General features: G+C 58.5%; 24 protein-coding genes. 18 read left to right on the forward strand and 6 right to left on the reverse strand.

Going from position 1 to position 26527, the window contains the following annotated elements; translation table 11 throughout:
- Positions 1-845: serine hydroxymethyltransferase (gene glyA, locus ACR1XU_RS11265; RefSeq protein WP_480915608.1), on the forward strand; the 845-nt coding region annotated here is incomplete at its 5' end.
- A gap of 18 nt (positions 846-863) precedes the next feature.
- The gene (locus ACR1XU_RS11270; protein WP_321253770.1) at positions 864-1841 is read left to right on the forward strand and encodes a CoA ester lyase; all 978 of its coding nucleotides are present in this window, start codon (positions 864-866) and stop codon (positions 1839-1841) included.
- A gap of 207 nt (positions 1842-2048) precedes the next feature.
- Here ACR1XU_RS11270 and ACR1XU_RS11275 read toward each other — a convergent pair whose 3' ends face one another.
- On the reverse strand, positions 2049-3857 hold the full coding sequence (locus ACR1XU_RS11275) for a caspase family protein (protein ID WP_480904847.1): 1809 nt from the start codon (positions 3855-3857) through the stop codon (positions 2049-2051).
- 180 nt (positions 3858-4037) lie between these two features.
- Here ACR1XU_RS11275 and ACR1XU_RS11280 point away from each other — a divergent pair, with 180 nt between their 5' ends.
- Together ACR1XU_RS11280 and ACR1XU_RS11285 are read left to right on the forward strand one after the other, a co-directional pair.
- Positions 4038-4691 (forward strand): DUF928 domain-containing protein, encoded by a 654-nt coding sequence (locus tag ACR1XU_RS11280; protein WP_480904850.1) that lies wholly within the window; start codon positions 4038-4040, stop codon positions 4689-4691.
- 38 nt (positions 4692-4729) lie between these two features.
- A complete protein-coding gene (locus ACR1XU_RS11285) occupies positions 4730-6595 on the forward strand; it encodes a CHASE2 domain-containing protein (RefSeq protein WP_480904853.1) in 1866 nt (621 codons plus the stop codon).
- Positions 6596-6906: 311 nt separating this feature from the next.
- On the opposite strand, the gene ACR1XU_RS11290 is transcribed toward ACR1XU_RS11285, so the two are convergent.
- Both ACR1XU_RS11290 and ACR1XU_RS11295 read right to left on the reverse strand, forming a co-directional pair.
- Positions 6907-8004, reverse strand: a complete 1098-nt coding sequence (locus ACR1XU_RS11290; RefSeq protein WP_480904856.1) for a Gfo/Idh/MocA family protein — start codon at positions 8002-8004, stop codon at positions 6907-6909.
- Between the two features lie 12 nt (positions 8005-8016).
- Positions 8017-8727, reverse strand: a complete 711-nt coding sequence (locus tag ACR1XU_RS11295; protein ID WP_480812384.1) for a GntR family transcriptional regulator — start codon at positions 8725-8727, stop codon at positions 8017-8019.
- A gap of 105 nt (positions 8728-8832) precedes the next feature.
- On the opposite strand from ACR1XU_RS11295, the gene ACR1XU_RS11300 reads away from it, so the two are divergent.
- From ACR1XU_RS11300 to ACR1XU_RS11325, 6 genes are read left to right on the forward strand one after another with little or no spacing between them, the layout of a single operon-like run.
- Positions 8833-9987 (forward strand): LLM class flavin-dependent oxidoreductase, encoded by a 1155-nt coding sequence (locus tag ACR1XU_RS11300; RefSeq protein WP_170806398.1) that lies wholly within the window; start codon positions 8833-8835, stop codon positions 9985-9987.
- Complete coding sequence (locus ACR1XU_RS11305; protein WP_480904860.1) at positions 9987-10877, forward strand: aldo/keto reductase; 891 nt, start codon at positions 9987-9989, stop codon at positions 10875-10877. Before ACR1XU_RS11300 ends, ACR1XU_RS11305 begins: the two co-directional genes overlap by 1 nt.
- Positions 10877-11392: a flavin reductase family protein gene (locus ACR1XU_RS11310; protein WP_480905246.1), complete on the forward strand. Its 516-nt coding sequence runs from the start codon at positions 10877-10879 to the stop codon at positions 11390-11392. The genes ACR1XU_RS11305 and ACR1XU_RS11310 overlap by 1 nt, the downstream gene beginning before the upstream one ends.
- A gap of 53 nt (positions 11393-11445) precedes the next feature.
- The gene (locus tag ACR1XU_RS11315) at positions 11446-12033 is read left to right on the forward strand and encodes a TRAP transporter small permease (RefSeq protein ID WP_480904863.1); all 588 of its coding nucleotides are present in this window, start codon (positions 11446-11448) and stop codon (positions 12031-12033) included.
- Positions 12034-13323 (forward strand): TRAP transporter large permease, encoded by a 1290-nt coding sequence (locus ACR1XU_RS11320; protein WP_170614654.1) that lies wholly within the window; start codon positions 12034-12036, stop codon positions 13321-13323.
- A 24-nt stretch (positions 13324-13347) separates the two neighbouring features.
- Entirely contained in the window at positions 13348-14409 is a 1062-nt protein-coding gene (locus ACR1XU_RS11325; RefSeq protein WP_480904865.1) for a TRAP transporter substrate-binding protein, read from the forward strand.
- Between the two features lie 29 nt (positions 14410-14438).
- Here the strand turns inward: ACR1XU_RS11325 and ACR1XU_RS11330 are convergent, their stop codons facing one another.
- Entirely contained in the window at positions 14439-14909 is a 471-nt protein-coding gene (locus ACR1XU_RS11330) for a tetratricopeptide repeat protein (RefSeq protein ID WP_170614652.1), read from the reverse strand.
- A 27-nt stretch (positions 14910-14936) separates the two neighbouring features.
- Between ACR1XU_RS11330 and ACR1XU_RS11335 the strand changes: the two genes are divergently transcribed.
- Positions 14937-16196, forward strand: coding sequence for a cytochrome-c peroxidase (locus ACR1XU_RS11335; RefSeq protein ID WP_480905249.1), 1260 nt, complete (start codon positions 14937-14939; stop codon positions 16194-16196).
- Positions 16197-16226: 30 nt separating this feature from the next.
- Here the strand turns inward: ACR1XU_RS11335 and ACR1XU_RS11340 are convergent, their stop codons facing one another.
- Positions 16227-16850: a TetR/AcrR family transcriptional regulator gene (locus ACR1XU_RS11340; protein WP_480904868.1), complete on the reverse strand. Its 624-nt coding sequence runs from the start codon at positions 16848-16850 to the stop codon at positions 16227-16229.
- A gap of 137 nt (positions 16851-16987) precedes the next feature.
- Here ACR1XU_RS11340 and ACR1XU_RS11345 point away from each other — a divergent pair, with 137 nt between their 5' ends.
- The 7 genes from ACR1XU_RS11345 to ACR1XU_RS11375 all read left to right on the forward strand — a co-directional run bounded on the left by ACR1XU_RS11345 (position 16988) and on the right by ACR1XU_RS11375 (position 25861).
- Entirely contained in the window at positions 16988-17452 is a 465-nt protein-coding gene (locus tag ACR1XU_RS11345; protein WP_170680341.1) for a (2Fe-2S)-binding protein, read from the forward strand.
- Between the two features lie 3 nt (positions 17453-17455).
- Positions 17456-19642: a xanthine dehydrogenase family protein molybdopterin-binding subunit gene (locus ACR1XU_RS11350; RefSeq protein WP_480904871.1), complete on the forward strand. Its 2187-nt coding sequence runs from the start codon at positions 17456-17458 to the stop codon at positions 19640-19642.
- A gap of 138 nt (positions 19643-19780) precedes the next feature.
- Entirely contained in the window at positions 19781-21100 is a 1320-nt protein-coding gene (locus ACR1XU_RS11355; protein WP_480904874.1) for a glutamine synthetase family protein, read from the forward strand.
- A 59-nt stretch (positions 21101-21159) separates the two neighbouring features.
- Entirely contained in the window at positions 21160-21840 is a 681-nt protein-coding gene (locus tag ACR1XU_RS11360; protein ID WP_170614647.1) for a type 1 glutamine amidotransferase, read from the forward strand.
- Positions 21840-23198, forward strand: a complete 1359-nt coding sequence (locus ACR1XU_RS11365) for a glutamine synthetase family protein (protein WP_170680349.1) — start codon at positions 21840-21842, stop codon at positions 23196-23198. The genes ACR1XU_RS11360 and ACR1XU_RS11365 overlap by 1 nt, the downstream gene beginning before the upstream one ends.
- A gap of 12 nt (positions 23199-23210) precedes the next feature.
- Positions 23211-24515, forward strand: coding sequence for an NAD(P)/FAD-dependent oxidoreductase (locus ACR1XU_RS11370; protein WP_480904878.1), 1305 nt, complete (start codon positions 23211-23213; stop codon positions 24513-24515).
- A 131-nt stretch (positions 24516-24646) separates the two neighbouring features.
- Positions 24647-25861, forward strand: a complete 1215-nt coding sequence (locus ACR1XU_RS11375) for a DegT/DnrJ/EryC1/StrS family aminotransferase (protein WP_480904881.1) — start codon at positions 24647-24649, stop codon at positions 25859-25861.
- A 51-nt stretch (positions 25862-25912) separates the two neighbouring features.
- Here ACR1XU_RS11375 and phaR read toward each other — a convergent pair whose 3' ends face one another.
- Positions 25913-26467: a polyhydroxyalkanoate synthesis repressor PhaR gene (gene phaR, locus ACR1XU_RS11380; RefSeq protein ID WP_170614643.1), complete on the reverse strand. Its 555-nt coding sequence runs from the start codon at positions 26465-26467 to the stop codon at positions 25913-25915.
- Positions 26468-26527 lie beyond the last annotated feature (60 nt).

Raw genomic sequence — 26527 nt, forward strand, 5'->3', positions numbered from 1 at the left:
AGTACGGCGTCCGCAAGGAAGACAACATGCTGGACTATGATCAGGTCGAGGCGCTGGCGAAAGAGCACCAGCCCAAGCTGATCATCGCCGGTGGCTCGGCCATCCCGCGCCAGATCGACTTTGCCCGCATGCGCGAGATCGCCGATATGGTCGGCGCCTACCTGCACGTGGACATGGCGCATTTCGCCGGTCTGGTGGCGGCGGGCGAGCACCCCAACCCCTTCCCGCATGCGCATGTGGCAACCACCACCACGCACAAGACCCTGCGCGGTCCGCGTGGCGGCATGATCCTGACCAATGATGAAGATATCGCAAAGAAAGTGAACTCGGCCATCTTCCCCGGCATTCAGGGCGGCCCGCTGATGCACGTGATCGCGGCCAAGGCCGTGGCCTTCGGCGAGGCGCTGCAACCGGCCTTCAAGGACTACATCAAGCAGGTCGTCGTCAATTCGCAGGCCCTGTCGGATCAGCTGATCAAGGGCGGTCTGGACACGGTGACCCACGGCACCGACACCCATGTGGTGCTGGTCGACCTGCGCCCCAAAGGGGTCAAGGGCAACGCCACCGAAAAGGCCCTGGGCCGCGCGCATATCACCTGCAACAAGAACGGCGTGCCGTTTGACCCGGAAAAGCCGACCATCACGTCGGGCATCCGTCTGGGCAGCCCCGCCGGCACCACCCGCGGCTTTGGCGAGGTCGAATTCCGCCAGATCGCGGACTGGATCATCGAGGTCGTCGACGGTCTGGCCGCCAATGGCGAAGACGGAAACGGCGCGGTCGAAGCCAAGGTCAAGGCCGAGGTCGCAGACCTCTGCGCCCGATTCCCCATCTACCCGAACCTGTAAGACGAAGGACCCAAACCCATGAGCTTTCATTCCATTGAACAGGCCCCCGCCCGCCTGAACCGCAGCGAACTGGCCGTCCCCGGCAGCCAGCCCGGCATGTTCGAAAAGGCGGCCAAGTCCGATGTGGACGTCATCTTTCTTGATCTGGAAGACGCAGTCGCACCGGACGAAAAGGAACAGGCACGCAGAAACATCATCGGGGCGCTGAACGATATCGACTGGGGCAACAAGACCATGTCGGTGCGGATCAATGGTCTGGATACTCACTACATGTACCGCGATGTGGTGGATGTGGTCGAACAGGCTGGAGAGCGGCTGGACCTGATTATGATCCCCAAGGTTGGCACCGCTGCTGATGTCTATGCCGTCGACATGATGGTCACGCAGATAGAAGACGCAAAAGGCTACAAGAAACGGATCGGTTTCGAACATATCATCGAAACCGCGCTGGGAATGCAGAATGTCAGCGAGATTGCAGCAGCCTCGAAGCGCAACGAAAGCCTGCATTTCGGGGTCGCGGATTATGCGGCTTCGACCCGCGCACGGACCACGATCATTGGTGGTGTGAACCCGGACTATTCGGTTCTGACCGATCCTGACGCCGGGGCCAACCGGGCAACGCATTGGGGTGACATGTGGCACTATGCATTGGCGCGCATGGTCGTGGCGGCACGTGCAAATGGTCTGCGCCCCATCGACGGGCCATTCGGCGACTTCCAGGACCCCGAGGGATACAAGGCAGCCGCAAAGCGCGCCGCTGTTCTGGGTTGCGAAGGAAAATGGGCCATCCACCCCAGCCAGATCGCACTTGCGAACGAGGTGATGTCGCCCGGTGATGCCGAAGTGACAAAGGCCCAGCGCATTCTGGAAGCCATGGCCGAAGCCGAAGCTGCCGGAAAAGGCGCGGTTTCGCTGGATGGCCGGCTGATCGACTATGCCTCGATCCGGCAGGCCGAAGTGATGGTGGCGAAAGCCCGTCAGATCGCCGCTGCCTGACGCCACCAAACTCAGGTCTAATTTTGCACCTCCACGCATCCGCCAATATGATCGCACTGGCGGATGCAAGCCCTGTCCCAAGTTCAGGCAGACAGGCGAACAGACGCGGCTTCACGTTTCGGAAATGTGCGGCCTGACGCCCGACAATTCCGGAAGCTTCAAAACCTGACCAGGTCAAGGATTCGGGATTCCGCCCGCTGGCGGTCGTCAGTTCAATCTGGCCTCCAACACGACCGAACGCACGTACCCACCCGAGCCATCGAACCATTTGGAAGGCACGACATTGCTCAGATCCCGCCTGCCGCGCTGCTCATACTGAAACTGGGCGAAAGCCTTGTTGCCTTTGCCGTGCGTCGTGTTGGGTTTTGACGGCAACCAGTTTGTGTATTTGACCGGCTCACCACTATACCAGCGCCAGCCGATTATTGCATTGCCTTCACCGGGGTCCTTTCTGAAACCGAAATACGGCCCCGCCTTGTAACTGTAATTCGTCCTGCTGTCGTATCCGACATCAAAAAAGGACGGGTCATTGGCAATCATGCGAACAATAAACGCATTCTCTTCGGCTGACGTTATTGCGGCAAGATCGACACCGCATTTCTGGGCTTCGCCGCGAGCATTCCGAATGTTGCCCGAGAAAACCATCACAATGTAAAGGCTGTCGCGAAACGTACCGTAGATGCTCTTTCTCAGCCCAAGACAGCCCAGGATCGACGTGATTTCCTCAGATTCGCCGAGCAACTCCAGTTCTTCGACGTTCTGACGAACTGCGAACGGGTTGCTGATGAAACTGTCGTCCGCCCCTTTTTGCAAACCGATCCCCAGACTGGCCAGCACGGCAAGATCTACGTATCCGGTCTGCTCAAAACCATTCTCGGCCTGAAAAGACCGTATTCCAGCGCGTGTCCTTGGGCCAATAGCGCCATCAGGCGTCCCAACATCAAAACCTGCTTTATTGAGTTCTTGCTGCAAACGCATTTTCATTTCTCGATCCGGCAGCAACATGTCTTCCAACACACCGATACGCCCATCTTTTTTGACCCAATTTGGTGTTATTTCGGCCATACGGTTCAGCACTTCCGGTTCGGCAATCGACGCCGCGCGGTATTTCTGGCTAATCAGACTCCAGCCCCGCATCGTGTTGACCGTCATCGCTGCTTCCATTTCGTCTTTGCGAGTTACAGTCGGTGCCAACGGAACGGGTGTAGCGGGTGCCTGTAATGCCGCCGTTTCCAGGCCAGGGACCAGAAAAATGTCCTGACCCGGAAGCGATCCATAGATGAAAGGTTCTTGAAAACCGTCCGTCAGTTCAAACACCCGGTCTCTCACCCGGCGGAACATCTTGCCCAGCTCCAAACCCGGCTGTTCGATATGCTCCAAAAGCGCCTGCGCGTAAGGGCTGTTCCGGCCTTCGCCATCCTGCGCCAGTGTGCCCCCGCGGGCGGCATATCCCACAACCACACCGCCCGGTTCCACCGCAGCCAGCCCGCGCCCGACCGACCGGGTCGCCGAAACGCGTGTCATCTGCGCCAGGAAAGGATTGTTCCGACAGGCGTCGACCAGCACGATTTTCAGCCCGGGGGCATCTGCAATGGCGTTCACGATCGAATCCAGACGGATGGCCTCGAACTCGACGTCCCGATCGCTTTTCAGCGTTGCGTTTACCGGTATAAGGTAGTTCGTGTTTTCGATCTCGATCCCGTGGCCGGCAAAATAGACCAAGGCCACATCAGCGGCGGCGGCGGTTTCCGCAAAGTCGCGCAATGCGATGCGCATACCGTTGTAGTCGAGGTTCAGGCTTTCGGTGACTTCAAACCCAATGCGCCTGAGAGATGCCGAGATATCTTCGGCGTCATTGGCCGGGTTACTCAAGTCCGATACATGCTGATACGCGGAATTACCGATTACAAGCGCGACCCGGTTTTCCAGGGCTTCAAGCCGCAATGGCATCAGCAGGACAAGCAGGCCAAAGGACAGAAGCCAGATGCCAGTTCTCCAACAGCGACCAGAAGACATGCGCACTCACCCGAACTCATTCAAACAGCGCTAAGGACTTTAGCACAACTCTGCTCAACCTCAGAATCCGCCAGGGCAACGGGACACAGTCGCGTCCCAAACTGGACTCTGATGGAGTTCATGCTTACCGTTGCTTTTGAATGTTCTGTTTTTTAAAGGGTTTACTGCGCGAGGCTTCGGGTGCCGTCGATCAGGGTTACAAAATTCGCACTGTTGTTCACGCTGGCACTGCCGGTGTTCTTTGACACTGGCGCTTTGGCGGCAAGTGAAGAACAAGTCACCAACGGGTCCAACGACGTTGTGTTTATCCCCCCTGAGATTGGTGCGCCCGGAGACCGAATGGGGGCCGGCACACGCGGCACACTTTCGGGCGATGACACCAAAATGCTGACGTTGTTGGTGCCGGATGGTGGCGGCCTGACAACTCTTTCATCCCCCCCATTGGTCTGGCGTTTGGCACACGGCCACCGGGGAAACCTGATCATCGGCCTCAATCCACTTGGATCATTGGGCGTGGAGTTGCAATTACAGGGCCCATTTCCGCCGGGCGACTACGGGCTGGATCTTGGCAGGTCCGATTACACGCTGGAAACCGGCCGCATCTACGAATGGCATGTGGCGCTGATCGACCAGCAATCTGGCGCTGTTCTGGAGCGAGCGACAGCTTTGATCGAGCGGTTTCCGGATCAGATGAAGGCTCAGAACCCCGCGGCGGCAGGTCTTTGGTTCGACGCGCTTGCGCAACTGGTTGAAATTGCCCTCAGCGGTCGCGTGAGGGCCACTGACGCAACCGGGTTCGGGCAGCTTCTAGAAACAGCCGGTGTGGGCCGTTGAAATCAGAAGGTCAAAGACAGGCATGGCTGAGACCGTCGATGCTGATGCCAGTCTGGCAAAGCTGGGCACTGGTCGGCTTGATCACCCTTGTTGTCGGAGGTCTATTGGTCGAATTGCGGTTGAAGGGTCTGCTTGAGCCTCTCCAACGTGCCCAATACGACTGGACCACGTCGGTGCTTGCAACCTCTGAACAAACGAAAGATGTCCTTCTTGTCGCCATTTCCGACGACGATCTCGGGCAATGGGGTTGGCCAGTCCCCGACGCGCAGATCGCACAGCTGACGGAAACCTTGCTGGCTGCCGGCGCGACCGCAGTCGGGATCGATATATACCGGGATGTTCCTGCGGGCGATGGCCGGGACAGGCTGATCAACATACTGAACGATCCCAGAGTTGTCGTGATCTCGAAACTGGCCGACGCAGGCGGGACAGGTATCGACGCACCTGCAGGGGTAAAAACCGGGTTTTCGGACATTCCGATTGACCCCGATGGCGTCGTTCGGCGCGCCCTTCTGGTGGTCAACACGCCGGATGGGATCGCAGTGTCGCTGTCAATGGAACTGGCGGCGATTTTTTCATCAAGACCCACATTGCAAAGCGCCCCGGATAACCCACGTTTTCTGGCCTTTGGGACAACGACCGCAGAGCCATTGGCCGAAGGGCAGAACTTGTTTCGCAATGCCGATGCTGCTGGTTATCAGATCATGATCGATTATCTGAATGATCTTCCGATTGCACACCGAGTCCCCGCAGCAGATGTACTGGCTGGGAAAGAGCTGGCGCAATTCGACGGAAAGACGGTCATCATCGGTGTTACCAGCCACTCGGTTAAGGACTATTTTTCGACCCCTCTCAATCGGGCAACCGGGGCCAGTTTCACTTTCGGCGCGGAAGTTCACGCAGCCATTGCGCAACAGTTGATCGACTATTCGAATGGTTCGCGTTCTCCGTTGGGCTCTCTGAGCGACCTTGCCTCCTCTATCATCATCCTGCTTTCAACATTTGCCGGCGCATGTGTGGCTGTATTCGTTCGAATGACTTCGCGGGCCATCGGTTTGGCGACGGTTGGCGGGGCGGTCTTGTTTGTCGGTCTGTCCGCCCATCAAGCGGCAGCCCTGCTGGCGCCTGCAGCGACCACGTTGTTGGGCTGGTCTATTGGGTTTCTCATCGGGTTCGCCGTTATCGCCGGAATTTCACGCAACCAAAGACGCGCCATCGTTCAGGTGTTTTCATCACACCTGTCCGAGGAGCTTTCCGCCGAAATATGGCAGCAGCGAAAAAGACTGCTGTCCGGTGGCAAGCCAAGATCCCGCCGTCTATTCGTCACCGCACTGCTGGCCGATATCGAAGGTTCAACGCGGATCGGAAATTCGATGGATGCGGAAGATTTCATGGTGTGGGTATCGCGCATATTGGACAGGTTGGGTGAAATCGCACGCGAACATGGCGGATTTGTCGAAAAGTTCACCGGAGATGGAATCCTCGTCGTATTCGGCGCTCCGATACCAAGCGAGACAGAAAGCCAACGGCAGGTCGACGCCCGGTCAGCCCTGAAATGCGCGCGCGCCATGCGTCAGGCCGCGATCGCGCTGAACGCAGTATCGAACGATCAGCCGAAATACAATCTGCGAATTGCACTGAACAGCGGCGAGGCATTGGGCGGAACGCTGGGCGTGAGCGGCTCGCTGCACTACAATGTGATCGGTGACACAATCAACGTGGCCGCAAGACTGGAAAGCTGGACAAAATCCCTTGATCGCGACAGCGGCGGGTTCCGCCCTCTGTGCATGACCATGGCCACTGCGCGCACCATCGACCCCAATCGCGAATGGCCCGTGCTGTCCTCATTCCTTCACGACGATGGGGTCACCGATATTCAGGTCGTCGCCGTCGAAATGGAATAGCGAGTACGACCTTCTGAAAAATGTTCCGTGCTGGCAGAGCGTCGTGGGCACTCAACCTAAGCAACTGCATTGGTGCCTGCGCACCCCTCCACGGAAACAAGGGCATTACTGAACGCAGGAAGGCCAGGCTGTCTTTTGCACATAGGGCTTTCCGCGATTTCAAACGCCAGCGGATTGCCCTTGGAACGGGCATAGCGACGATACGTTTAGTGTGAAGAACCAAAATCGGTATGACGGTTTTCAGCAAACCCAAACTTCGTTAAGATGGTCAAGCAAAGAATTGAATTTTCAACACTCTGTGTCGCAACGTCTCACTCCAACAAGCGAACGGTCTCACCCGTTTCCAGCGCCCTCTGGGCGGCAAGTCCCATCTTTACGGCCCAGATACCATCATGCAAACTCACATCCGGGACCGCCTTTTTGCCGCGTAAAAGATCCATGAACCCCTTGTGCTGGTAGAATGTCGAACCGTTGTGATCCCCTGCCGCCAGAAGACGGGGATCGACGGGGATTTCCTGCACGACGGGTCCCTTCGGATCCCTCGGACTTAGAATAACCTGCGGCACCGGCGGCTCCCCCAAATGCTTTGGCCAGAACCGGCCCGGTCCCGGCACCAGCGCCTCGATTTTGGCCTCGGGACCCACGGCCGAGATTTCTTCCTGATAGTGAGAGCCTTCCGCAAACATGCACAATTCCAGCATGGCTCGTGCGCCATTTGCAAAGTCGACAAGCACATAGCCGTGATCAAGAGTATCAGGCACCTCGCCGTCATAACTCTCGTTCAGATGATTCACGGCCTGTCCACCACTGGCCGAGATGCGCACTGGGTCAGAGTGCAGGATCAGGCGCATCAGATCGAAGAAATGGCAACATTTCTCGACAAAGGTTCCACCGGTGTTGCGATTGAACCGGTTCCAGTTGCCGACCTTCTCCAGAAACGGAAAACGATGTTCGCGGATCGTCAGCATACGGACCCCACCCGTTTCCCCGGTCTTCTCGATCATCGCAGCTATGGGCGGCATATAGCGATATTCCATCGCGACCCAGATCGGATGCGGATAATCGCGCTGCAAACGCTCCATCCGCGCCGCATCCTGCGGGTCGGTGAACAGGGGTTTTTCTACCAACAGCGGCAGCGGGCGCGTCTGAGCGATCTCGCAGATCTGCTCGACATGCAGGTGGTTCGGGCTGGCGATAACCAGGCAGTCCAGTTCGTTGACCGCCAGCAACTCCTGCACGGACCCCAACAGCACCGCATCCGGCGCGATGGTTTTCGCGGCATTTGCCATTGCCGGGTCAGGTTCGAAAATCGCCGCAACGCGCGCGCCTTCCAACAAGCCGATATTGTGCAGGTGTTCCTGCCCCATCATGCCGCATCCGATCAGCCCGTAATTGATGACCCGGGTCATGCGCGTTTCCTTTTACTTCAAACGTTGGACATAGGTGGCCCGATCGGGATCGAACCATGTTTTTGAGAACTCAACGGGCGCCGCCCCTTCAGACCAGCTGAACCGCTCGATATACCCTACGATCTGACCGGCGGGCTTGGTAAAGTCAGGTGGTGTCCAGTCGGGCAGCGCACCGACCGAAACCCGGTCCTCGGCCCGGGTGATCCAGAACCCCAAATGGTGCTGGTAGTAGCGGTAGAGAGAATCCGACAGCAGGTTGCGATCAATCCGACCGGCTGATTCGTCCAGCCAGATTTCCTCGACCGCGATAATTGTGTCATTCAGATAACGCATCCGGCGCACGCGGGACCCGGTTTCGGCGGTACCAAAATTTGGCAGATCAGACGGCTTGCGCAGATAGTCGACCGACAGGATATCCGCCCGCGGCAGGCCGCCCCCTTCGGGCAGTTCCAGCCGGAACATCGCGTAAACGCTGTTCTGGGTTCCCGTCTCGCGAACATAGTTTCCCGAACCCTGAATGCGTTCCAGCATCCCCTTTTTCTCAAGCTCCGATAGCGATTTTCGCAGCGTCCCGACCGAGACCTGAAGTTCGGCCGCCATATCCCGTTCGGGCGGCAGGCGTTCCCCGTCGATAAGACGGCCCGCCGCAATATCGCGGATCAGAAGTTCCGCGATCTGAACATAGATCGGCAATGCGTTTGGGTTTCGGCTGGTTGGGGACACGTCTGGCGCTTCATTCGGTCGCAGGAAAAATTGATACACTATTGATCTACATCAATGCGGTTGCTACGCAAGAGGAAAGTGGAAACCGCGCGGAGAACGACTTAGATGACCATCGTCCCCATCACTTCGCCCGATCTGGACGCGGCAGAAGTATCGTGGTTCGCGGCGCTGTGCTCGGACGATTATCAGTTTCTGGGCGTGCCGGATGGCAATCTGCGGTCCAGCTGGGAGCATTGCTCCGGCATCGTGAAAGAAGCTGAAGCGCAAGGGTTTCGAAACATTCTGTGCCCCTCGTCCTATCAGGTCGGGCAGGACACGCTGAGCTTTGTGGCGGGCTGTGCACCAATCACCGATAGGATCAATTTGCTGGCCGCGGTTCGCTGTGGCGAAATGCAGCCAATCATGCTGGCTCGTACCATCGCAACGCTGGATCACATGCTGAAGGGGCGGCTGACGGTCAATATCATCTCGTCCGATTTTCCCGGCGAAAAGGCTGAAAGCGCCTATCGTTATCAGCGCTCTCGCGAGGTGGTGGAAATTCTGAAACAGGCCTGGACCCAGGATGAGATCAATCATGCGGGCGAAGTCTATAACTTCTTGGGCCTGACGACCGATCCGGCCAGGCCCTATCAGACCGGTGGTCCGTTGCTGTACTTCGGCGGCTATTCTCCGTCGGCCCTGGAACTTTGCGGCGAGCACTGTGACGTCTATCTGATGTGGCCGGAAACCAAGGATCAACTGGCCGAACGGATGAAAGCCGTCCATGCGGTCGCCGAGAACTACAACCGAACACTGGATTACGGCCTGCGCGTGCACATGATCGTCCGCGATACCGAGGCCGAAGCGCAGGAATACGCGGACTACATCGTCTCGAAACTCGACGATGAATATGGGCGCGCCATTCGTGAACGCGCGCTAGATGCAACCTCGCTGGGTGTGGCGCATCAGGCCAAGAACCGCGATCTGGCGGATGAATATGGCTATGTCGAACCCGGTCTGTGGACCGGCGTTGGCCGCGCAAGGTCCGGTTGCGGAGCCGCGCTGGTCGGGTCGACCGATCAGGTTATGTCCAAGATCGAAGAGTATCGGAAAATGGGCATCCGCGCGTTCATCTTCTCGGGCTATCCGCACATGGATGAAGCCAGGCACTTTGGCGCCCGCGTATTGCCCAATCTGAAAACCTGCTCGCTTCCCGAAGAATACGGGCGCGTGCCAAAGACGACCCCGGCCACACCGCTGGGCAACGGAGTTCGCCGCTGATGCAACGTGTAAAACTATCGGACACGCTGGAATTTAGCCGCCTTGTCTACGGAATGTGGCGGCTGGGCGATGACAGTGATACTTCGGCGGACCATGTCGAAGCCAAGATCCAGTCCTGCCTGGATCAGGGCATCACCACCTTCGATCAGGCTGACATCTATGGCGGCTACGCAGCCGAAGCTGTGCTGGGTGCTGCGATGCGCGCCTATCCCGGTCTGCGCCAGCGGATGGAAATCGTTACCAAATGCGACATCGTCGCACCTGTCGGGCGGTATTCGGGTGCGAAGGTCAAATACTATGACACCTCGCGCGCGCATATCCTGCAGTCGGTCGACACCTCGCTTTCGGAAATGGCCATCGACCATATCGACTTGCTGCTGATCCACCGCCCCGACCCGCTGATGGACCATCATGAAACCGGCGAAGCACTGGATGAAGTTGTCACCAGCGGCAAAGTGCGCGCGGTCGGCGTGTCCAACTTTCGACCTTGGGACTGGACACTGTTGCAATCTGCGATGAAGACCAAACTGGCCACCAACCAGATCGAGATTTCTTTAGGCGAGATCAGCCCCTTCACCAATGGCGATCTGGCGTTCCATCAGCAGCATGGGCAACCGGTCATGGCGTGGTCGCCGTTGGGCGGCGGAATGTTGATGGCCGGGAACCCTCCGGTCGGAGTAGTGGCAGACGAAATCGCGCAAGAGTTCGGGGTGGACCGGGCCGCTGTGGCGGTGGCTTTCCTGCTGGCGCATCCGGCGGGCATTCTGCCGGTGCTGGGCACCAACAACCTGGAACGGATCAAGCGCATCTCGGACGCACTGAAGGTCAATCTGGATCGTGAAAGCTGGTTCCGCCTGTACGAGGCGGCGCTGGGGCATGAGGTACCATGATGAACGCAATTTCAAAGGACCTGACCCGCACCTTCGTCCCGCACAAGGACGACACCCGCACCCTGCGCGACGCCTTTGGCCGTTTTGCCACCGGTGTTACCATCGTCACCTGTGACAGCAAAGACGGACCGATATGCATCACGGCGAACAGCTTCTCGTCCTTGTCACTGGATCCGCCTCTGATCATGTGGGCTGCAGACCGCAATTCGCGCCGGTTCCCCTATTTCCACAAGGCGCGGCATTTCACCGTTCACGTGTTATCGTCTGAACAGGACGCACTTTGCTTTGGCTGTTCCAAGGACGCCCATGCGCTGCGTGACATCCGGCATGAGCGGTGCACAAACGGAACGCCGCTTTTGCCGGATTGTCTGGCACGTTTTGAATGCGAGCAGCACGCCTATCACGATGCAGGCGATCACGTGATCGTGGTGGGAAAAGTCCTGAAGGCCAGCATGAGCGATGGAGACGCACTGACCTTCTATGCCGGAAAACTCGGCCAATTCGCGAAGAAATAAGCGCGTTCTGACGACTGCGGGACGAACCCGCAGCTGAACTTGGGAGGATCCGCATGGGCGGACTGGCATCGGTGCTTGCACCGATTGCATTCGTGAACGAAACCGTGCTGCGTCTGGGCCGCGCGGTTGGCGTTGTTGCGATTGCATTGATGGTGATCGCAATCCTGATTCAGGTGTTCTTCCGATATGTCCTGGGCAACGCTCTGCCCTGGCCGGATGAAGCCGCCCGGTTCTGCATGCTCTGGATGACCGGCCTGATGGCACCGACGGCCTTTCGGCGTGGCGGCTTCGTGGCGATTGACATGTTGCAACGGTTCTTACCTCGTCTGCTGGGCCAGTCCCTCAATCTGTTCTTGTTGCTGGTCTCGCTGATCGTTCTGCTGTTCGCCGTCAATATCGGTTGGTCTGAAGTCACGGGCTTTGGCGGCAGATTTGCCACTGCTGCTTTGTACCTGCCAACATCGTTCGGTTTCGATGAATGGTACCGTATTCCCCGCAGTTGGATGATGGCCTCGCTGCTGGTGGGGATCATCCTGCTGATCTCGGTGAATATCGAGCTGATCCTGCGATCCCTGATCACCATGTTGGGCGGCGCACATCTTCTGCCGGAAATTCCCGAAGCAGCCGTGGGGGCCGAATAGATGCTGATCTGGTTCCTGCCCACTTTCCTGGTTTTCCTGTTGATTGGCCTGCCGGTCTTTTTCGCGCTGCTGGCCGCGCCGGGTATCCTGCTGTGGCTCAACGGCCAAACGAATGACATTACGCTGCTCTATCGCAATGTCTATAATGGCATGGACAGCTTTCCGCTGATGGCCATCCCCTTCTTCATGCTCGCCGGAGAGCTGATGAACCGGGGCGGCATCACCATTCGCCTTGTCGAGTTCTCGCAGGCCCTGATGGGGCACCTTCGCGGTGGACTGGCACATGTGAACGTGCTGAGCTCGATCCTGTTCGCCGGCCTCTCGGGCTCTGCCGTGGCCGACACATCCGCCTTGGGGTCAATGCTGATCCCAGCGATGGAGAAACAGGGCTATACCCGCAAATTCGCCGCGGCGATTACGGCGGCCAGTTCGGTTATCGGGCCGATCATCCCGCCCTCGGGCATCATGATCATCTATGCCTATGTCATGGGTGAAAGCGTCGCCGCCCTGTTTCTGGCCGGAATTGTACCCGGGATCATGGTCGGCGTCGGTCTGATGGTGATGATCAAGTTCATGGCTGATCGCTATGATTTCCCGGTCGCTAGCCGGAAATACACCTGGGATGAACGCCGCCAGGCCAGCCTCAAGGCGTTCTTTCCGCTGATGACACCCGTGATCATTCTCGGCGGCATTCTGGGCGGCATCTTCACGCCGACCGAAGCCGCTGCTGTCGCGGTCGGCTATGCATTCATCATCGGTTTTTTCGTCCTGCGCACGCTGACACTGAAGGAAGTGCCTGAGGTTCTCAGTAATGCGGGCATGACCTCGGCCGTTGTGTTGCTGCTGGTCGGCGCCGCGATGGCATTCAAGACGGTGGTCAGCCTCAGCCACGCGCCCGAACAGCTGGCCTCGCTGATCCTCAGCCTGTCCGAAAATCCGTTGATCCTGCTGTTTCTGATCAACCTGCTTCTGTTCATCGTCGGCATGTTTCTGGACGCAGGTCCCGCAATCATCATCCTGGGCCCGATCCTTGGCCCGATCTTCACCAGCCTAGGCGTCGATCCGATCCATTTCGCCATTATCATGAGCGTCAACCTGACTGTTGGTCTCGCCACGCCACCCATGGGGCTGGTACTGTTCGTGGCCGCCGCCGTGTCGCGGGAACGGGTCGAAACCATCGCCAAGGCGATCCTGCCGTTTCTGGCGGTCGAAATCATAGTGATCTTCCTGATCACCTATATCCCCGCACTATCCATGACGATCCCGAGGATAACGGGATTTGCAAACTGACTGAGTACCACAGGGAGGAAACGCATGCTCAGACAATTCATCAAAACCGCTGCGGTGGCCACATCGCTTGTGGCCGCGTCCGCCATGGCCGCTGTGGCCGCAGACTATACACTGCGGGCAACTGCGAACTCGAATGAAAACGACGAAGACTACGACGGCCTGATCGTTTTCAAGAACTATGTCGAGGCGGCGTCGAACGGCGCTATCGAGGTCGAGTTGTTCATCGGCACGCAGCTGTGTTCGAACGGCGCGGAATGCCTGCAGGGCGTGGCTGACGGCACCATCGACATCTACATTTCCACTTCCGGCGGGGCCTCGGGCATCTTCCCATATGTGCAGGTTCTGGACCTGCCCTACCTGATGGCCGATGACCGGATTGCCGAGCATGTGCTCTCCGGTGACTTCACCCGCACCATGCGCAACATGGCGCTGGAAGACTCGGGCGGCGCGATCCGCCTTATGACCATCGGCAACACCGGTGGCTGGCGCAACTTCGCCAACACACAGCGCCGCATCGCCGAGCCTGCCGATATGGAAGGTCTGAAAATCCGTACCGTGGTAGCAGACCTGCCGCAGGAACTGGTGAAAGCACTAGGTGCATCCCCTACGCCGATCCCGTGGCCTGAGCTGTTTACCAGCTTCCAGACCGGCGTCGTTGAGGGCTCGAAGAATGGCATCACGGACATCATGGGCATGAAATTCCCTGATGCCGGGCTGCAATTCGTCACGCTGGATGGTCACGCCTACATGGGGGCACTGTGGTGGATGAACAACGCCAAGTTCCAGGAAATGCCCGAAGACCTGCGCCGCGTGGTTGTCGACGGCTTCTATGCGTTGCAGCAGGCCACCTTTGCCTCGCCCAAGCGCAAGTCGATTCAGGCTTATGAGGATTTCGTCGCCGGTGGCGGTGATCTTTATGTCCTGACGCCCGACCAAAAGGCTGCGTTCAAGGAAGCCGCAACTCCGGTCTATGAGTGGTTCCAGTCCAACGTGGCCCGTGGTGACGAGATCTTTGGTGCGCTGACCGACGCGGTTGCCGCGGCTGAGGCCGACGTGAACGCGTCACGTGACGCGGATCTGAACTGATCTGGCGGGTCGGGCCTGTGGCCCGGCCCTCACCGAAACGGGTACATCCACCCTTTGTAGTCGTTGACCAGGACATGCGCCTTTTCGATCTGCTCCGGCGTCATTTTCTTGATAACTTCCTCAAGGCTGATCGCCGCGTCGGGATCACCGCCAATAGCGCTGAGCGTGTACCACATGTAGGCCCGCACCAGATCGGGCGCGGGCATGCCAAGACCCAGCTCATAGTACCAGCCCACACCAGACTGCGCCCCGGGATGCCCTTTCATCGAGGCGCGCAGGTACCATTCGAACGCCCGTTCGTAATCCTGCGCGACTCCAAGACCCAACCCGTACATCACACCGATCAACTCTTCGGCTTCGGCATTGCCCGATCGGGCTGCCGGCAACAATTCCTCGCGCGCAGCTTCGAACTCTCCCGCCTCCATCATGTCGCGGGCCTGTTCCAACTCGGCCAGCGCAGGCGTCGCAAGACAGAAAAGGGCAAATACAAACTGGCGCATGGGGTGGCTGCTCTCCTTTGGGGCGGGATGGCGGCAGCGCAGGACTTGCCGCGCCCTTTGACCGACGATGACTTCATTTCTTTTGATATGAAACAGGCCGCCATTGGTCATCAACTGTTTTACGATCCAATCCTGTCAGGCAACCGGAACATCGCCTGCGCCCATTGTCACCACCCGGATTTCGGCACCTCTGACGGGTTATCGTTGGGTATTGGTGAGGGCGGACAAGGGCTGGGACCGAAGCGTACCCCCGGAACCGGAGCCGACAGAATCCGCAAACGTATCCCGCGCAATTCTCCGGGTCTGTGGAACCTTGGCGCGAAAGACATTCACACGGTTTTTCACGATGGACGGCTCAGTGTTTCCGAAATCTACGGCAACGGCTTCAACTCCCCTGCGCAGGAATGGCTGCCGGAGGGGCTGAATTCCCTTCTGGCCGCGCAGGCGCTTTTTCCGCTGACATCACAATTCGAAATGGCCGGGAACGTAGCTGAAAATCAGGTCACCGGAGCGGTACATGACCGGATCGACAAAGGCTGGCCAATCCTTGCCAAACGGGTTCGTACCGAGCCTCGGTATGGCCCTGCCATGGTCGCGGCCTTCGATGAAATCGAAACCACCGAAGAAATCACGATCACCCAGATCGCCAATGCGCTGGCGGCTTTCATGGCCATCGAATGGCGCAGCACGGACAGCCCGTTCGACCAATTTCTGGCGGGCGATGCCGATGCCCTTTCACTTAAGCAGAAAAACGGCATGAACCTGTTTTATGGAAAGGCAAAATGCGCCACCTGCCATTCCGGGCCTTTAATGTCAGATCAGAAGTTTCACGCGTTGGGCCTGCCACCCTTCGGACCCGGTCGTACCCGACAGTGGGATCCTTTTGTGCGCGACGTGGGCCGAATGGGTGAAAGTGACCGGCTGGAGGACGCCTACCGTTTCCGCACCCCGATGCTGCGCAACGTTGCCCTGACTGCACCCTACGGCCATAACGGCGCATTCCCGGACCTTGAAAGCATGATCCGCCATCATCTGGACCCACAAACCAGTCTGGCGAACTGGACACGCGACATGGCGGCCCTGCCCCCGGTTCCCTGGCTTCAGGATGCGGACTTTGTCGTTTGGGACGACCGGTTTGAAATGGAACGTCAGCGCGAAAAGATCGACATTGCCCAAGTCACATTGACCGACGCGGAAATCGAAAACCTCGTGGCCTTTCTACATTCCTTGACGGGTGCCGGCGTAGACACGCCGCCCTTTGGCGTACCAGCAGGGTTCGTTCCCTAGTTGATCTAACTCAAGACATATAAGGCGTTCTCAGGGTCTAGACGCGGCGGCTCCCTGACCATAGCGGCACAGCATCATATCGACGCTGCTTTCGATGGTTTCGGTCATTTCCGCGTGGCTGAGCACGCCGCCGCTGAACATCATGGGCCAGAACGCCTTTGCCTTGATCAGTCCGATAAATTCTTTACCTGCCTGATCAGCGTCTTCGATCTGCAACTGGCCGTCCTCGGCGGCGTCTTTCAGCATGGCGATGAATGTCGAGGTCTTGTCCAGCTTGCCCTGTGCTGCCGCCGCCAGTTCCGGGTTGCGCAAAGTTTCGCTGATAATCATCCTCGACATCGCAATCACGTCCGGGCGCATCAGAATCCGGCCCTCAGCCCAGGCCAGATCCGTCAACTGCTCGCGAATATCGCGCCCCGGCTGATACCGGATCTCCAGGACTTCGGCAAAACGGCCGGACAGTTCGGCTACAATTGAACGAAAGAGATTTTCTTTACTTTCAAAGTACTTGTAAAGCGTGCGCTTTGACACTTCGGCCCGCGCCGAAATGCGATCCATACTGGCAGAAGCAAAGCCCTTGTCCTGAAACTCGGCCACGGCGGCCTCAATGATCTGGGCGTATTTGGACTCATTCGGTGAATTGCATTCGTTCATGCTCCACCTATAGACCCATCACGTCCGGCCGGTCAAACAACAGTGTAAACTTGAGAGTTTACACCAGCTGATTTGACACCTAAGGTAAACGCGCCAGTTTACCGATTCAGGTATCCAGCCCAACAGGAGAACCCCTCATGGCTCTGACATTGAAGTTAAACGGTGAAACCCACACGGTCGACGCCGAACCCGGCACGCCCCTGCTCTGGGTGATCCGGGACGAACTCAAGCTGACCGGCACCAAGTTTGGGTGCGGTGTCGCATCGTGCGGTGCCTGCACCGTACACGTGAACGGCGAACCGGTTCGTTCCTGCCAGACCTTTGTTGAAGACATTGAAGACGCAGAAATCACCACAATTGAAGCCGTTGGCGACGGAAAGATCGGCGCAGCGGTGCAACAAGCCTGGGTCGAATTGGACGTGGTCCAGTGCGGTTATTGCCAGTCCGGTCAGGTGATGTCGGCGGTCGGACTTCTGTCAGAAAACCCCAAGCCCAGCGTCGAAGAGATTGACGACTACATGTCCGGCAACGCCTGCCGCTGCGCCACTTACCAACGCATCCGCGCCGGAATCCAGCGCGCTTCTGAAATTCTGGAGGCCTGATCCATGACCATCAACACTTCTCGTCGCGGATTTCTGAAAGGCGCTGCTGCCGCCGGTGCCGTCCTGCTGGTTGGCACCCGCCCCGATGGCGCTCTGGCTGTCGCCTCATCCGAGACCGCGCAGTTCAACCCGTTCGTGAAAATTAACGCCGATGGCACCGTGACCGCCATCGTCAAGCACTTTGAAAAGGGTCAGGGCCCTGCAACCGGTCTGCCGACGCTGATTGCCGAGGAAATCGGCCTGACCATGGACCAGATCAAGTACGAATTCGCCCCGTCCAATCCGCAGGTCTACAACAACCTGCTGTTTGGCCCCTTCCAGGGAACCGGCGGGTCGACCGCGATGGCAAACTCATGGCTGCAATACCGTCAGGCTGGGGCTGCTGCGCGTGAAATGCTGATCACTGCGGCAGCCCAAAGCTGGGGTTTGGATGCGTCGGGTATCACTATCGAGGAAGGCATCGTCAAGGCGGGCGACAACTCCGCACCGATTGCGGAATTCGTTGCGGCGGCCTCTCAGTTAGAGGCTCCGGCCGAGCCGCGCCTGAAAGACCCGTCAGAGTTCCGTCTGATCGGCAACGAAGCGGTGCGCCGCAAGGACTCGGCCATCAAGGGCAATGGTCAGGCTATGTATGCCATGGACGTTCACCTGCCCAACCAGATGGTTGCCATGATCAAGCGCCCGGAGTCGAAGGGCGGCGTCGCGCTTGGTTTTGACGACAGCGCGTCGAAAGAGGTTAAGGGCTACATCAACGCCGCCGTCCTGCCCAACGAGGCGGGCGTCGCGGTTTATGCCGAAAACACCTGGGCCGCGATTCAGGCACGTGACGCGCTTGAGGTCGAATGGGAAATGTCGGGTGCCGAAACCCGCGACTCGGATCAGATCAGGACCGAGATCATGGCCGCCCTGGACGCTGAACCCACGTACAACGTGAACAAGGCAGACGTTGCGGCTGTGGCGGCGGCCATCGAAGGCGCGGAAAAGGTAGTCGAAAAGACCTTCTACTTCCCGCTGCTGGCGCATGCGCCGATGGAGCCGCTGAACTGCACCATCGAACAGACGGCCGAAGGCGACATCGTCCTGCATGACGGGGCGCAGATGCCAACCGGCCCGCATATGGCCTATCAGCAGATCTTCCAGCTGCCGCCTGAGAAGATCCACATCAAGACGATGCTGGCCGGTGGCTCGTTCGGTCGTCGCGCAACGCCGGATGCGGATTATCAGGTCGAGGCCGCGCTGGCTTTTGTGATGACCGACCGCTCACGCCCTGTGAAACTGGTCTGGACACGAGAGGATGACATTCGCAGCGGTTATTACCGCCCTGCATTTGGCCACAAGGTGCGTGTGGGTCTGGATGGAGAAGGCAACATCGTTGGCTGGCAGCATCAGGTGGCCGGACAATCGGTGATCAAAGGCACGCCGTTCGAAGCCGTTCTGGTAAAAGACGGGATCGACCACAGTTCGATCGAGGGGATTGCTGACAGCCCGTACACAATCCCCGGCATGGCTCTGGGTCTGACCGACACGCCCAAAGCTACGACCGTTCTGTGGTGGCGCTCGGTCGGTCACACCCACACCGGCTACGTGATGGAGGCCATGATGGACCTTGTCGCCGAAACAGCGGGCCGTGATCCGGTGGAGTTCCGTCTGGCACATCTGGCGGATACCAGCGACGCCGATCAACAGCGCAAAGCAGGCGTCCTGAAACTTGCCGTTGAAAAAGCTGACTGGGGCAACGCACCGGCAGGCCGCGCGCAAGGGATTGCCGTGCACAAATCCTTCGGATCCTACGCGGCTCAGGTCGTCGAGGTTTCGGGCGATCCCGAGAACGGCATCAAGATCGAAAAGGTCACTTGCGCCGTGGATTGCGGAATTGCGGTGAACCCCGATGTGGTGCGCGCGCAGATGGAGGGTGGTATCGGCTACGGTATCGGTCATGTCATGCGGGATCAGATCACGCTGACCGGAGGTGTCGTGGACCAGTACAACTTCCCGGACTACGAGCCTTTGCGCATCGGCGACATCGCAGAGATCGAAGTTCATATCGTACCTTCCGCCGAGGCACCGACCGGTGTCGGTGAGCCGGGCACCCCCCCCTCGGCCCCGGCCCTTGCCAACGCGATCCGGGCGCTTTCGGGCATCAAGGTGACCTCGTTGCCAATGGCGGAAAACGGCGTCAACTTCGTCTGACGTCCTGTGGTCCCGCGCCAGCGTTGGTTGGCGCGGGACTCAAAGCCTTCTCTGCCTACAGTAAAAATTTGATCAAATTCCGTGACAAGACGCGCGGTCTCGACTACATCTCGGGAAACGAGAGTATTGGAGACCAAAATGGACCTGAGCGCCCTGCCCGGTTTTCGTGTTGCTGCCTGTGACCTTAACGGTCAGATGCGCGGCAAGCGCGTGCCGTCCTCTTACGCAGAAAAGCTGAACAAAGGCGCGGTCCGCATGCCGTTTTCGGCGCTGAATGTCGATCTTTGGGGCGCGGATATCGAAGGCAGTCCGCTAGTATTTGAATCCGGCGATGCCGATGGGATGCTTCTGCCGACCGATCGCGGACCGATTCCCATGCCCTGGCTTGATGCCGAAACCGCACTGGTCCCGATGTCATTATATAATGACAAGTCCGAGCCATACGCAGGGGATCCCAGACATGCGCTTGCCGCAGTTCTGGCCGACTATGCAAAGCGCGGCTGGTCCGTGATCGCGGCAACTGAACTGGAGTTCACGCTGCTTGATGCATCGGGATCACAACCCGGAGCGCCTGCCAATCCGGTCACAGGGCGCCGATTGTGCGACGAGGCTGTCCTGTCCCTTGCGGAGCTGGACGCCTTTGATGCGTTCTTTACCGAGCTCTATGACGGTTGCGTGGCCATGGACATCCCCGCCCAAACCGCCATTTCCGAAAGCGGAATTGGCCAGTTCGAGATCAACCTGAACCATCAGGAGGCCATGCGCTGCGCCGATGACACGTGGCTGTTCAAGGCCTTGACCCGTGGACTGGCCCGCAAACACGGCTTTACGGCGACCTTCATGGCCAAACCTTATCCGCAAGACGCAGGCAACGGGATGCACGTCCATTTTTCGGTGGTCGATTCATCGGGCCGCAATGTGTTTGACAATGGTGGCCCCGATGGCAGCCACGAGTTGCACGCGGCTGTTGCAGGCTGTCTTGCCGCGATGCCGGGCAGTACGCTGATTTTTGCCCCTCACGGAAACTCCTACACGCGCCTCGTGCCCGGGGCGCACGCTCCAACCGGGGCAAGCTGGGCTTATGAGAACCGAACCGCTGCCATCCGCATCCCCGGCGGCGCACCGGTGGCCCGTCGAATTGAACATCGCGTGGCTGGTGGCGACATCAACCCCTACCTGATGCTGACGGCGGTGTTGGGGGCAGCATTGGCCGGTATCGATGACGGGTTGCAGCCGCCCCCGCCGATTACCGGAAATGCCTATGAAATTGCCGGGCTACCGCAATTGGCAGGCGACTGGTCCTCGGCCATATCCGCGTTCGAGGCGGACCCGATGATCCGGCGGATCTTTCCCGCTGAACTGATCCGTAATCTTGTCATGACAAAACGGCAGGAGATCGCGCGGTTTTCCGAGCGCGCGCCAGAGACGCACTGGCTCAGTTACCTCGAGGCCGTATGACCCCCTTGCCCGCGATCAAGGACTCGCGTAGAATAAAATTTGATCAAATTTGGTGAATCATGAAAATCGGAATCCTAGTTACCGGCCACGCACCTGAACAGCTGGCTGACGACTTCGGCGAATATGATGCGATGTTTCGCGCCCTGCTGGATGGTCATGACTTCGAATTCGTGACCTTCCAGGTGGTCGACAATCAGTTCCCGAAGGACGTCTCTCAGGCTGACGGTTGGATCATCACGGGATCGCGTCACGGCGCTTACGAAGATCATCCGTGGATACCCCCGCTTGAGGACCTGATCAGGGAAATCCAGAATTCCGGAAAGCCGCTGATCGGCGTGTGCTTTGGCCACCAGATCATCGCCCAGGCGCTGGGTGGAACGGTAGAAAAGTTTCAGGGCGGCTGGGCTGTCGGACGCACGGATTATGAACTGGACGGCGAGACGGTTTCCCTGAACGCCTGGCATCAGGATCAGGTAACCCGGTTGCCCGAAGGCGCACGCGTGGTTGGTCAGAACGGGTTCTGCCGCAACGCAATGATCGCTTACGGAGACACGATCTGGACGGTGCAGGCGCATCCCGAATATTCCGATGACTTTATCGAGGGCCTGATGAGGACGCGCGGAAAAGGCGTGGTCCCGGACCCCATTTTGCAGGATGCGGCCAACCGCACGCGCGGACCGATCGATAATCCCGCAATTGGCCGTCAGATGGCAGAATTCCTGAAGAAAGAGAGGGCCTGATGGCCGACTGGAAAAATCAGCTGCCAGAGGCAGCGCGCGAGTATATTGAAGGCCAACGTCTGGATGAGGTCGAGTGCATTATCTCGGATCTGCCGGGGATTGCCCGCGGCAAGGCCGTGCCTGCATCAAAATTTGCCAAGCAATCCTATTTTCATCTGCCCGACAGTATCTTCTATCAGACGATCACGGGTGACTGGGGCGAGGCAGCGGGCGAAGATGGCTTCATCGAACGCGACATGATCCTCAAGCCGGATTTCTCGACCGCTTCGGCGGCGCCCTGGACGGGTGACTGGACGCTACAGGTTATCCATGACGCCTATGACCGGGACGACAATCCGATCCCGTACAGCCCGCGCAATGTGCTGAAACGCGTCGTGCAGCTTTATCATGACCGGGGCTGGAAGCCGGTCGTCGCACCCGAGATGGAGTTCTTTCTGGTCGCCCCCAACGTCGATCCGGCGCAGGAAATCAAGCCGATGATGGGCCGTTCGGGCCGTCCGGCTGCAGCGCGGCAGGCATATTCGATGACTGCGGTGGACGAGTTCGGCCCGGTGATCGACGACATCTATGACTTTGCCGAACATCAGGGGTTCGAAATCGACGGCATCACGCAAGAAGGCGGCGCGGGCCAGCTAGAGATCAACCTGCGCCACGGCAGCCCGGTGAAACTGGCCGATGAGGTTTTCTACTTCAAACGCCTGATCCGCGAAGCTGCACTGCGCCACAACTGCTTTGCGACCTTCATGGCCAAACCCATCGAGGACGAACCGGGCTCGGCGATGCATATCCACCACTCGATCATTGATATCGAAACCGGTCAGAACATCTTTTCCGGGCCGCAGGGGGGCGAGACGGACGCGTTCTATCATTACATCGCCGGATTGCAGAACCACCTGCCCGCCGGTCTGGCCGTCATGGCACCTTATGTGAATTCCTATCGCCGTTATGTGAAGGACCACGCCGCCCCGATCAATCTGGAATGGGCGCGTGACAATCGGACGACGGGCATCCGTGTTCCGCTGTCCAGCCCCGAAGCGCGTCGCGTTGAGAACCGCATCGCAGGTATGGATTGCAACCCATACCTGGGCATCGCCTTGTCTTTGGCCTGTGGGTATCTGGGACTGACACAGCAGGAACGGCCCCGGCGCCAGTTCTACGGCGACGCCTATGAAGGCGACGGTGACATCCCGCAAGTCATGGGCAGTGCGCTGGATCTGTTTGACGAGGCCACAGCCCTGCACGAGGTTCTGGGACCGGAATTCGCCCGCGTCTACAGCATCGTCAAACGGGCGGAATACGAAGAATTTCTGCAGGTGATTTCCCCGTGGGAGCGCGAGCATCTTCTGCTGAACGTCTAAGGTACTTACGCGATGAACCTGCTCTATTCCAATGACCGCAAGGCGAAATACCCGCCCAGTTGGTATGCCGCGACCGCACATGCGGCTGATCCTAGCCCTGCCCTGATCGGCGATTGCACCGCGGATGTCTGTGTTGTCGGCGGTGGATACACCGGCCTGTCCGCAGCGCTGCATCTGGCTGAAGCCGGATTTGACGTCGTTCTGCTGGAAGCGCATCGCGTTGGCTTCGGTGCCTCGGGGCGCAATGGCGGCCAGTTGGGCAGCGCGCAGCGAATGGATCAGGAAGATCTGGAGCGCCTGGTTGGCGATGATGACGCCGCCAAGCTTTGGGATCTTGCCGAAGACGCCAAGGATCTGGTCAAGTCCCTGATCTCCAAACACCGGATTCAATGCGACCTGAAGCCCGGCATCGCCAATCTGGGGCTAAGCAAATCAGATCGGGCCGGACTGCATTCTCATGCGGAACACCTGTCCAAGCGGTATGGTTATGACGAGATACAGTTGCTGGACCGCGAGGCGGGCCATACGCTCTGCCCTTCTCCGACTTATCAGGGCGGGTATCTGGATATGGGCGCCGCGCATCTGCACCCCCTGAACTACGCCTTGGGACTTGCGCAGGCGGCCCGAAAAGCGGGTGTTCGCATCCACGAGGGGACCGAAGTCCTTAATATCTCGGATGGTAATGGCGTAAGTCTTCGGACGGCAGAGGGAACAGTCAAGGCTGACCACGTCATACTGGCCTGTAATGGCTATCTCGGTGATCTGAATCGCAAGGTTGCCGAACGTGTCATGCCCATCAACAATTTCATAGCGGCCACCGAACCGCTGGGAGACAACGCCGCGCGCGTCCTGACGCAGGATGTGGCCGTTGCCGACACAAAATTCGTGGTGAACTATTTCCGCCTCAGCGCGGATTGCCGCCTTTTGTTTGGCGGCGGCGAAAGCTATGGCTATCGCTTTCCCACTGATATTGCAGCAAAAGTCCGCAAACCGATGGTCGAGATCTTCCCGCATCTGAAAGATGTCAGGATCGATTACGCCTGGGGTGGAACACTGGCCATAACGATGCGTCGAATGCCTTATCTGGCGCGCCTTGCCCCGAATATCCTGTCTGCCTCAGGCTACTCAGGCCACGGGGTCGGCACGGCCACCCATGCTGGTCAGCTGATGGCTCTGGCCATTCAGGGACAGGCCGAAGGCTTCGATACGATGGCGCGCGTTCCCGCCCAACCGTTTCCCGGCGGCCCTGCCCTGCGCAGCCCACTGCTGGTTCTTGCCATGACGTGGTTCGCCTTGCGCGACCGTCTGGGCCTTTAGTCTGATCTGGGGATCAGGACCGACTAAACTTGCGACAATTTGGTGAAATTTCGCCGACGGGCGATTACGCTCTTGGCTTGCCGGCGTTGTGAATTTATATTTACAAAAGTTAGAATTCAGGAAAACCAAATATGTCGCTGCCACCCAATGTTCACGAAGCCGAACCCATCCCCGCAGCCGCGCGCGAAGCGATTGATGCGCTGATGCAATCCGGTGACCTGTTTCGCTACACAGCACCCCAGGATTCACCCGTCGCACTGCTAGAGGCGGAATTTGCCGCGCTTTTGGGATCCAAATACGCTTTGGCGGTTTCATCCTGCTCAGCTGCACTGTTCCTGTCCCTGAAGGCGCTGGGTTTGCCACGGGACGCGCGGGTGCTGATACCCGGCTTCACCTTTGCCGCAGTGCCATCTTCCATCGTTCATGCCGACTGCGTCCCTGTCCTGTGCGAGGTTGGAGAAAACTACCGCATCGACCTAAAGGATTTTGAGGCCAAGCTGGACGGAGTTCAGGCGGTCATCATCAGCCACATGCGCGGCCATACCTCGGATATGGATGCCATTATGGAGCTGTGCAATGCCCGCGACATCCCTGTAATCGAGGATGCGGCCCACTCGCTTGGCACCACCTGGCACGGCCGCAACATCGGAACGATCGGCAAGATGGGCTGTTTCTCGTTCCAGTCCTACAAGATGATCAACGCGGGCGAAGGCGGTATCCTGATCACCGATGATGCCGATCTGGTGGCGCAGGCCGTTATCATGTCGGGTGCATATGAGCATAACTGGAAAAAGCATAAAACCCCGCATGGCGATAACTCGCCCGAGTTGGAACTAGCCTTTGCACGCTGGCAGAACCGGTTGCCGCTATACAACCTGCGCATGAGCAACCTCAGCGCCGCCGTTATCCGCCCGCAAATTCCGGAACTGGCCCGTCGTGTCCGGGACGGTCTGGTAAATCACGACTACGTGGCGGACCGCCTCAACACGTCACCCAACATTTCCGTGCCCGCCCCGCTTGATCCTGAAAAGCGCGCACCGGATTCAATTCAGTTCAACCTTGTCGGCATGAACGAGGACGAGATCCGCGCCTTTGCAACCGCAGCAGAGTCTCGCGGTGTGAAAGTGCAGGTTTTTGGCCTGAGCGAGGACAACGCACGCGCGTTCTGGAACTGGCAGTTCTTGCCGGAAACGTTCGATCTGCCGGAAACCCGCGCAATGCTGATGAAAGCTTGCGATGTTCGTCTGCCCGTGCGCCTGACCCGTGAAGAACTGGATGTGATTGCGGATATCCTGCTGGCTTCGGTCGGTGACGTGACCGCGCCAGCCATGGCTTTTGGAACCTGAAAATCAAAAGGCCCGCCTCTGGCGGGCCTTGTTAGCTTCGGGTCTTCACCCTCAGTTCAGCTTGGATAGTTTTTTCTGCAGCTCAGCCAGCTGCTTTTTGATCTCATCCAGGTCTTCTTTAGGCTCTTCCTTCGCCTCGTCGTCCTGGGTCGGCGCCGACCACCCGCCCGACAATCCGCTGGTCATCGCCTTCAGGAAAGCCTGCTGCTGCGCCTGCATCGCCTCAAACCCTGGCATGTTGCTCATGGGGTTCATGGCGTTCATGTTTTCCATCATCTTGCTTTGGCTTTCGCGCAGCATTTCGAACGAGCTTTGCAGAAATTGCGGCATCATGCCCCCACCGGGCACCATGTAGCTGCGCACAAGATCGTTCAGCACGTTTACCGGCAGAACGTTTTCACCCCGGCTTTCATGTTCAGCGATGATTTGCAGCAGGTATTGCCGCGTCAGGTCGTCCCCGGATTTCAGGTCGATTATCTGAACTTCGCGGCCATCCCGGATAAATCCGGCGATATCTTCAAGTGTTACGTAGTCGCTGGTCTCGGTGTTATACAGCCGGCGACTGGCATAGCGCTTGATCAATAACGGTTTTTCTTGGTCCGACACCCTTTACCCTCCCCAAGGATGATGCGTTGCAGCACAGGTTATGCGAGTGCAGCACAAAAA

Source organism: Ruegeria sp. D1(2025), from assembly GCF_056536425.1.

What these genes read in the sequence shown, in the direction of transcription:
- ACR1XU_RS11270 (WP_321253770.1), top strand. Translation starts at nt 864, where the DNA reads ATGAGCTTTCATTCCATTGAACAGGCCCCCGCCCGCCTGAACCGCAGC.
- ACR1XU_RS11275 (WP_480904847.1), bottom strand. Translation starts at nt 3,857, where the DNA reads ATGTCTTCTGGTCGCTGTTGGAGAACTGGCATCTGGCTTCTGTCCTTT.
- ACR1XU_RS11285 (WP_480904853.1), top strand. Translation starts at nt 4,730, where the DNA reads ATGCTGATGCCAGTCTGGCAAAGCTGGGCACTGGTCGGCTTGATCACC.
- ACR1XU_RS11290 (WP_480904856.1), bottom strand. Translation starts at nt 8,004, where the DNA reads ATGACCCGGGTCATCAATTACGGGCTGATCGGATGCGGCATGATGGGG.
- ACR1XU_RS11300 (WP_170806398.1), top strand. Translation starts at nt 8,833, where the DNA reads ATGACCATCGTCCCCATCACTTCGCCCGATCTGGACGCGGCAGAAGTA.
- ACR1XU_RS11305 (WP_480904860.1), top strand. Translation starts at nt 9,987, where the DNA reads ATGCAACGTGTAAAACTATCGGACACGCTGGAATTTAGCCGCCTTGTC.
- ACR1XU_RS11310 (WP_480905246.1), top strand. Translation starts at nt 10,877, where the DNA reads ATGAACGCAATTTCAAAGGACCTGACCCGCACCTTCGTCCCGCACAAG.
- ACR1XU_RS11315 (WP_480904863.1), top strand. Translation starts at nt 11,446, where the DNA reads ATGGGCGGACTGGCATCGGTGCTTGCACCGATTGCATTCGTGAACGAA.
- ACR1XU_RS11320 (WP_170614654.1), top strand. Translation starts at nt 12,034, where the DNA reads ATGCTGATCTGGTTCCTGCCCACTTTCCTGGTTTTCCTGTTGATTGGC.
- ACR1XU_RS11325 (WP_480904865.1), top strand. Translation starts at nt 13,348, where the DNA reads ATGCTCAGACAATTCATCAAAACCGCTGCGGTGGCCACATCGCTTGTG.
- ACR1XU_RS11330 (WP_170614652.1), bottom strand. Translation starts at nt 14,909, where the DNA reads ATGCGCCAGTTTGTATTTGCCCTTTTCTGTCTTGCGACGCCTGCGCTG.
- ACR1XU_RS11335 (WP_480905249.1), top strand. Translation starts at nt 14,937, where the DNA reads ATGGCGGCAGCGCAGGACTTGCCGCGCCCTTTGACCGACGATGACTTC.
- ACR1XU_RS11340 (WP_480904868.1), bottom strand. Translation starts at nt 16,850, where the DNA reads ATGAACGAATGCAATTCACCGAATGAGTCCAAATACGCCCAGATCATT.
- ACR1XU_RS11345 (WP_170680341.1), top strand. Translation starts at nt 16,988, where the DNA reads ATGGCTCTGACATTGAAGTTAAACGGTGAAACCCACACGGTCGACGCC.
- ACR1XU_RS11350 (WP_480904871.1), top strand. Translation starts at nt 17,456, where the DNA reads ATGACCATCAACACTTCTCGTCGCGGATTTCTGAAAGGCGCTGCTGCC.
- ACR1XU_RS11355 (WP_480904874.1), top strand. Translation starts at nt 19,781, where the DNA reads ATGGACCTGAGCGCCCTGCCCGGTTTTCGTGTTGCTGCCTGTGACCTT.
- ACR1XU_RS11360 (WP_170614647.1), top strand. Translation starts at nt 21,160, where the DNA reads ATGAAAATCGGAATCCTAGTTACCGGCCACGCACCTGAACAGCTGGCT.
- ACR1XU_RS11365 (WP_170680349.1), top strand. Translation starts at nt 21,840, where the DNA reads ATGGCCGACTGGAAAAATCAGCTGCCAGAGGCAGCGCGCGAGTATATT.
- ACR1XU_RS11370 (WP_480904878.1), top strand. Translation starts at nt 23,211, where the DNA reads ATGAACCTGCTCTATTCCAATGACCGCAAGGCGAAATACCCGCCCAGT.
- ACR1XU_RS11375 (WP_480904881.1), top strand. Translation starts at nt 24,647, where the DNA reads ATGTCGCTGCCACCCAATGTTCACGAAGCCGAACCCATCCCCGCAGCC.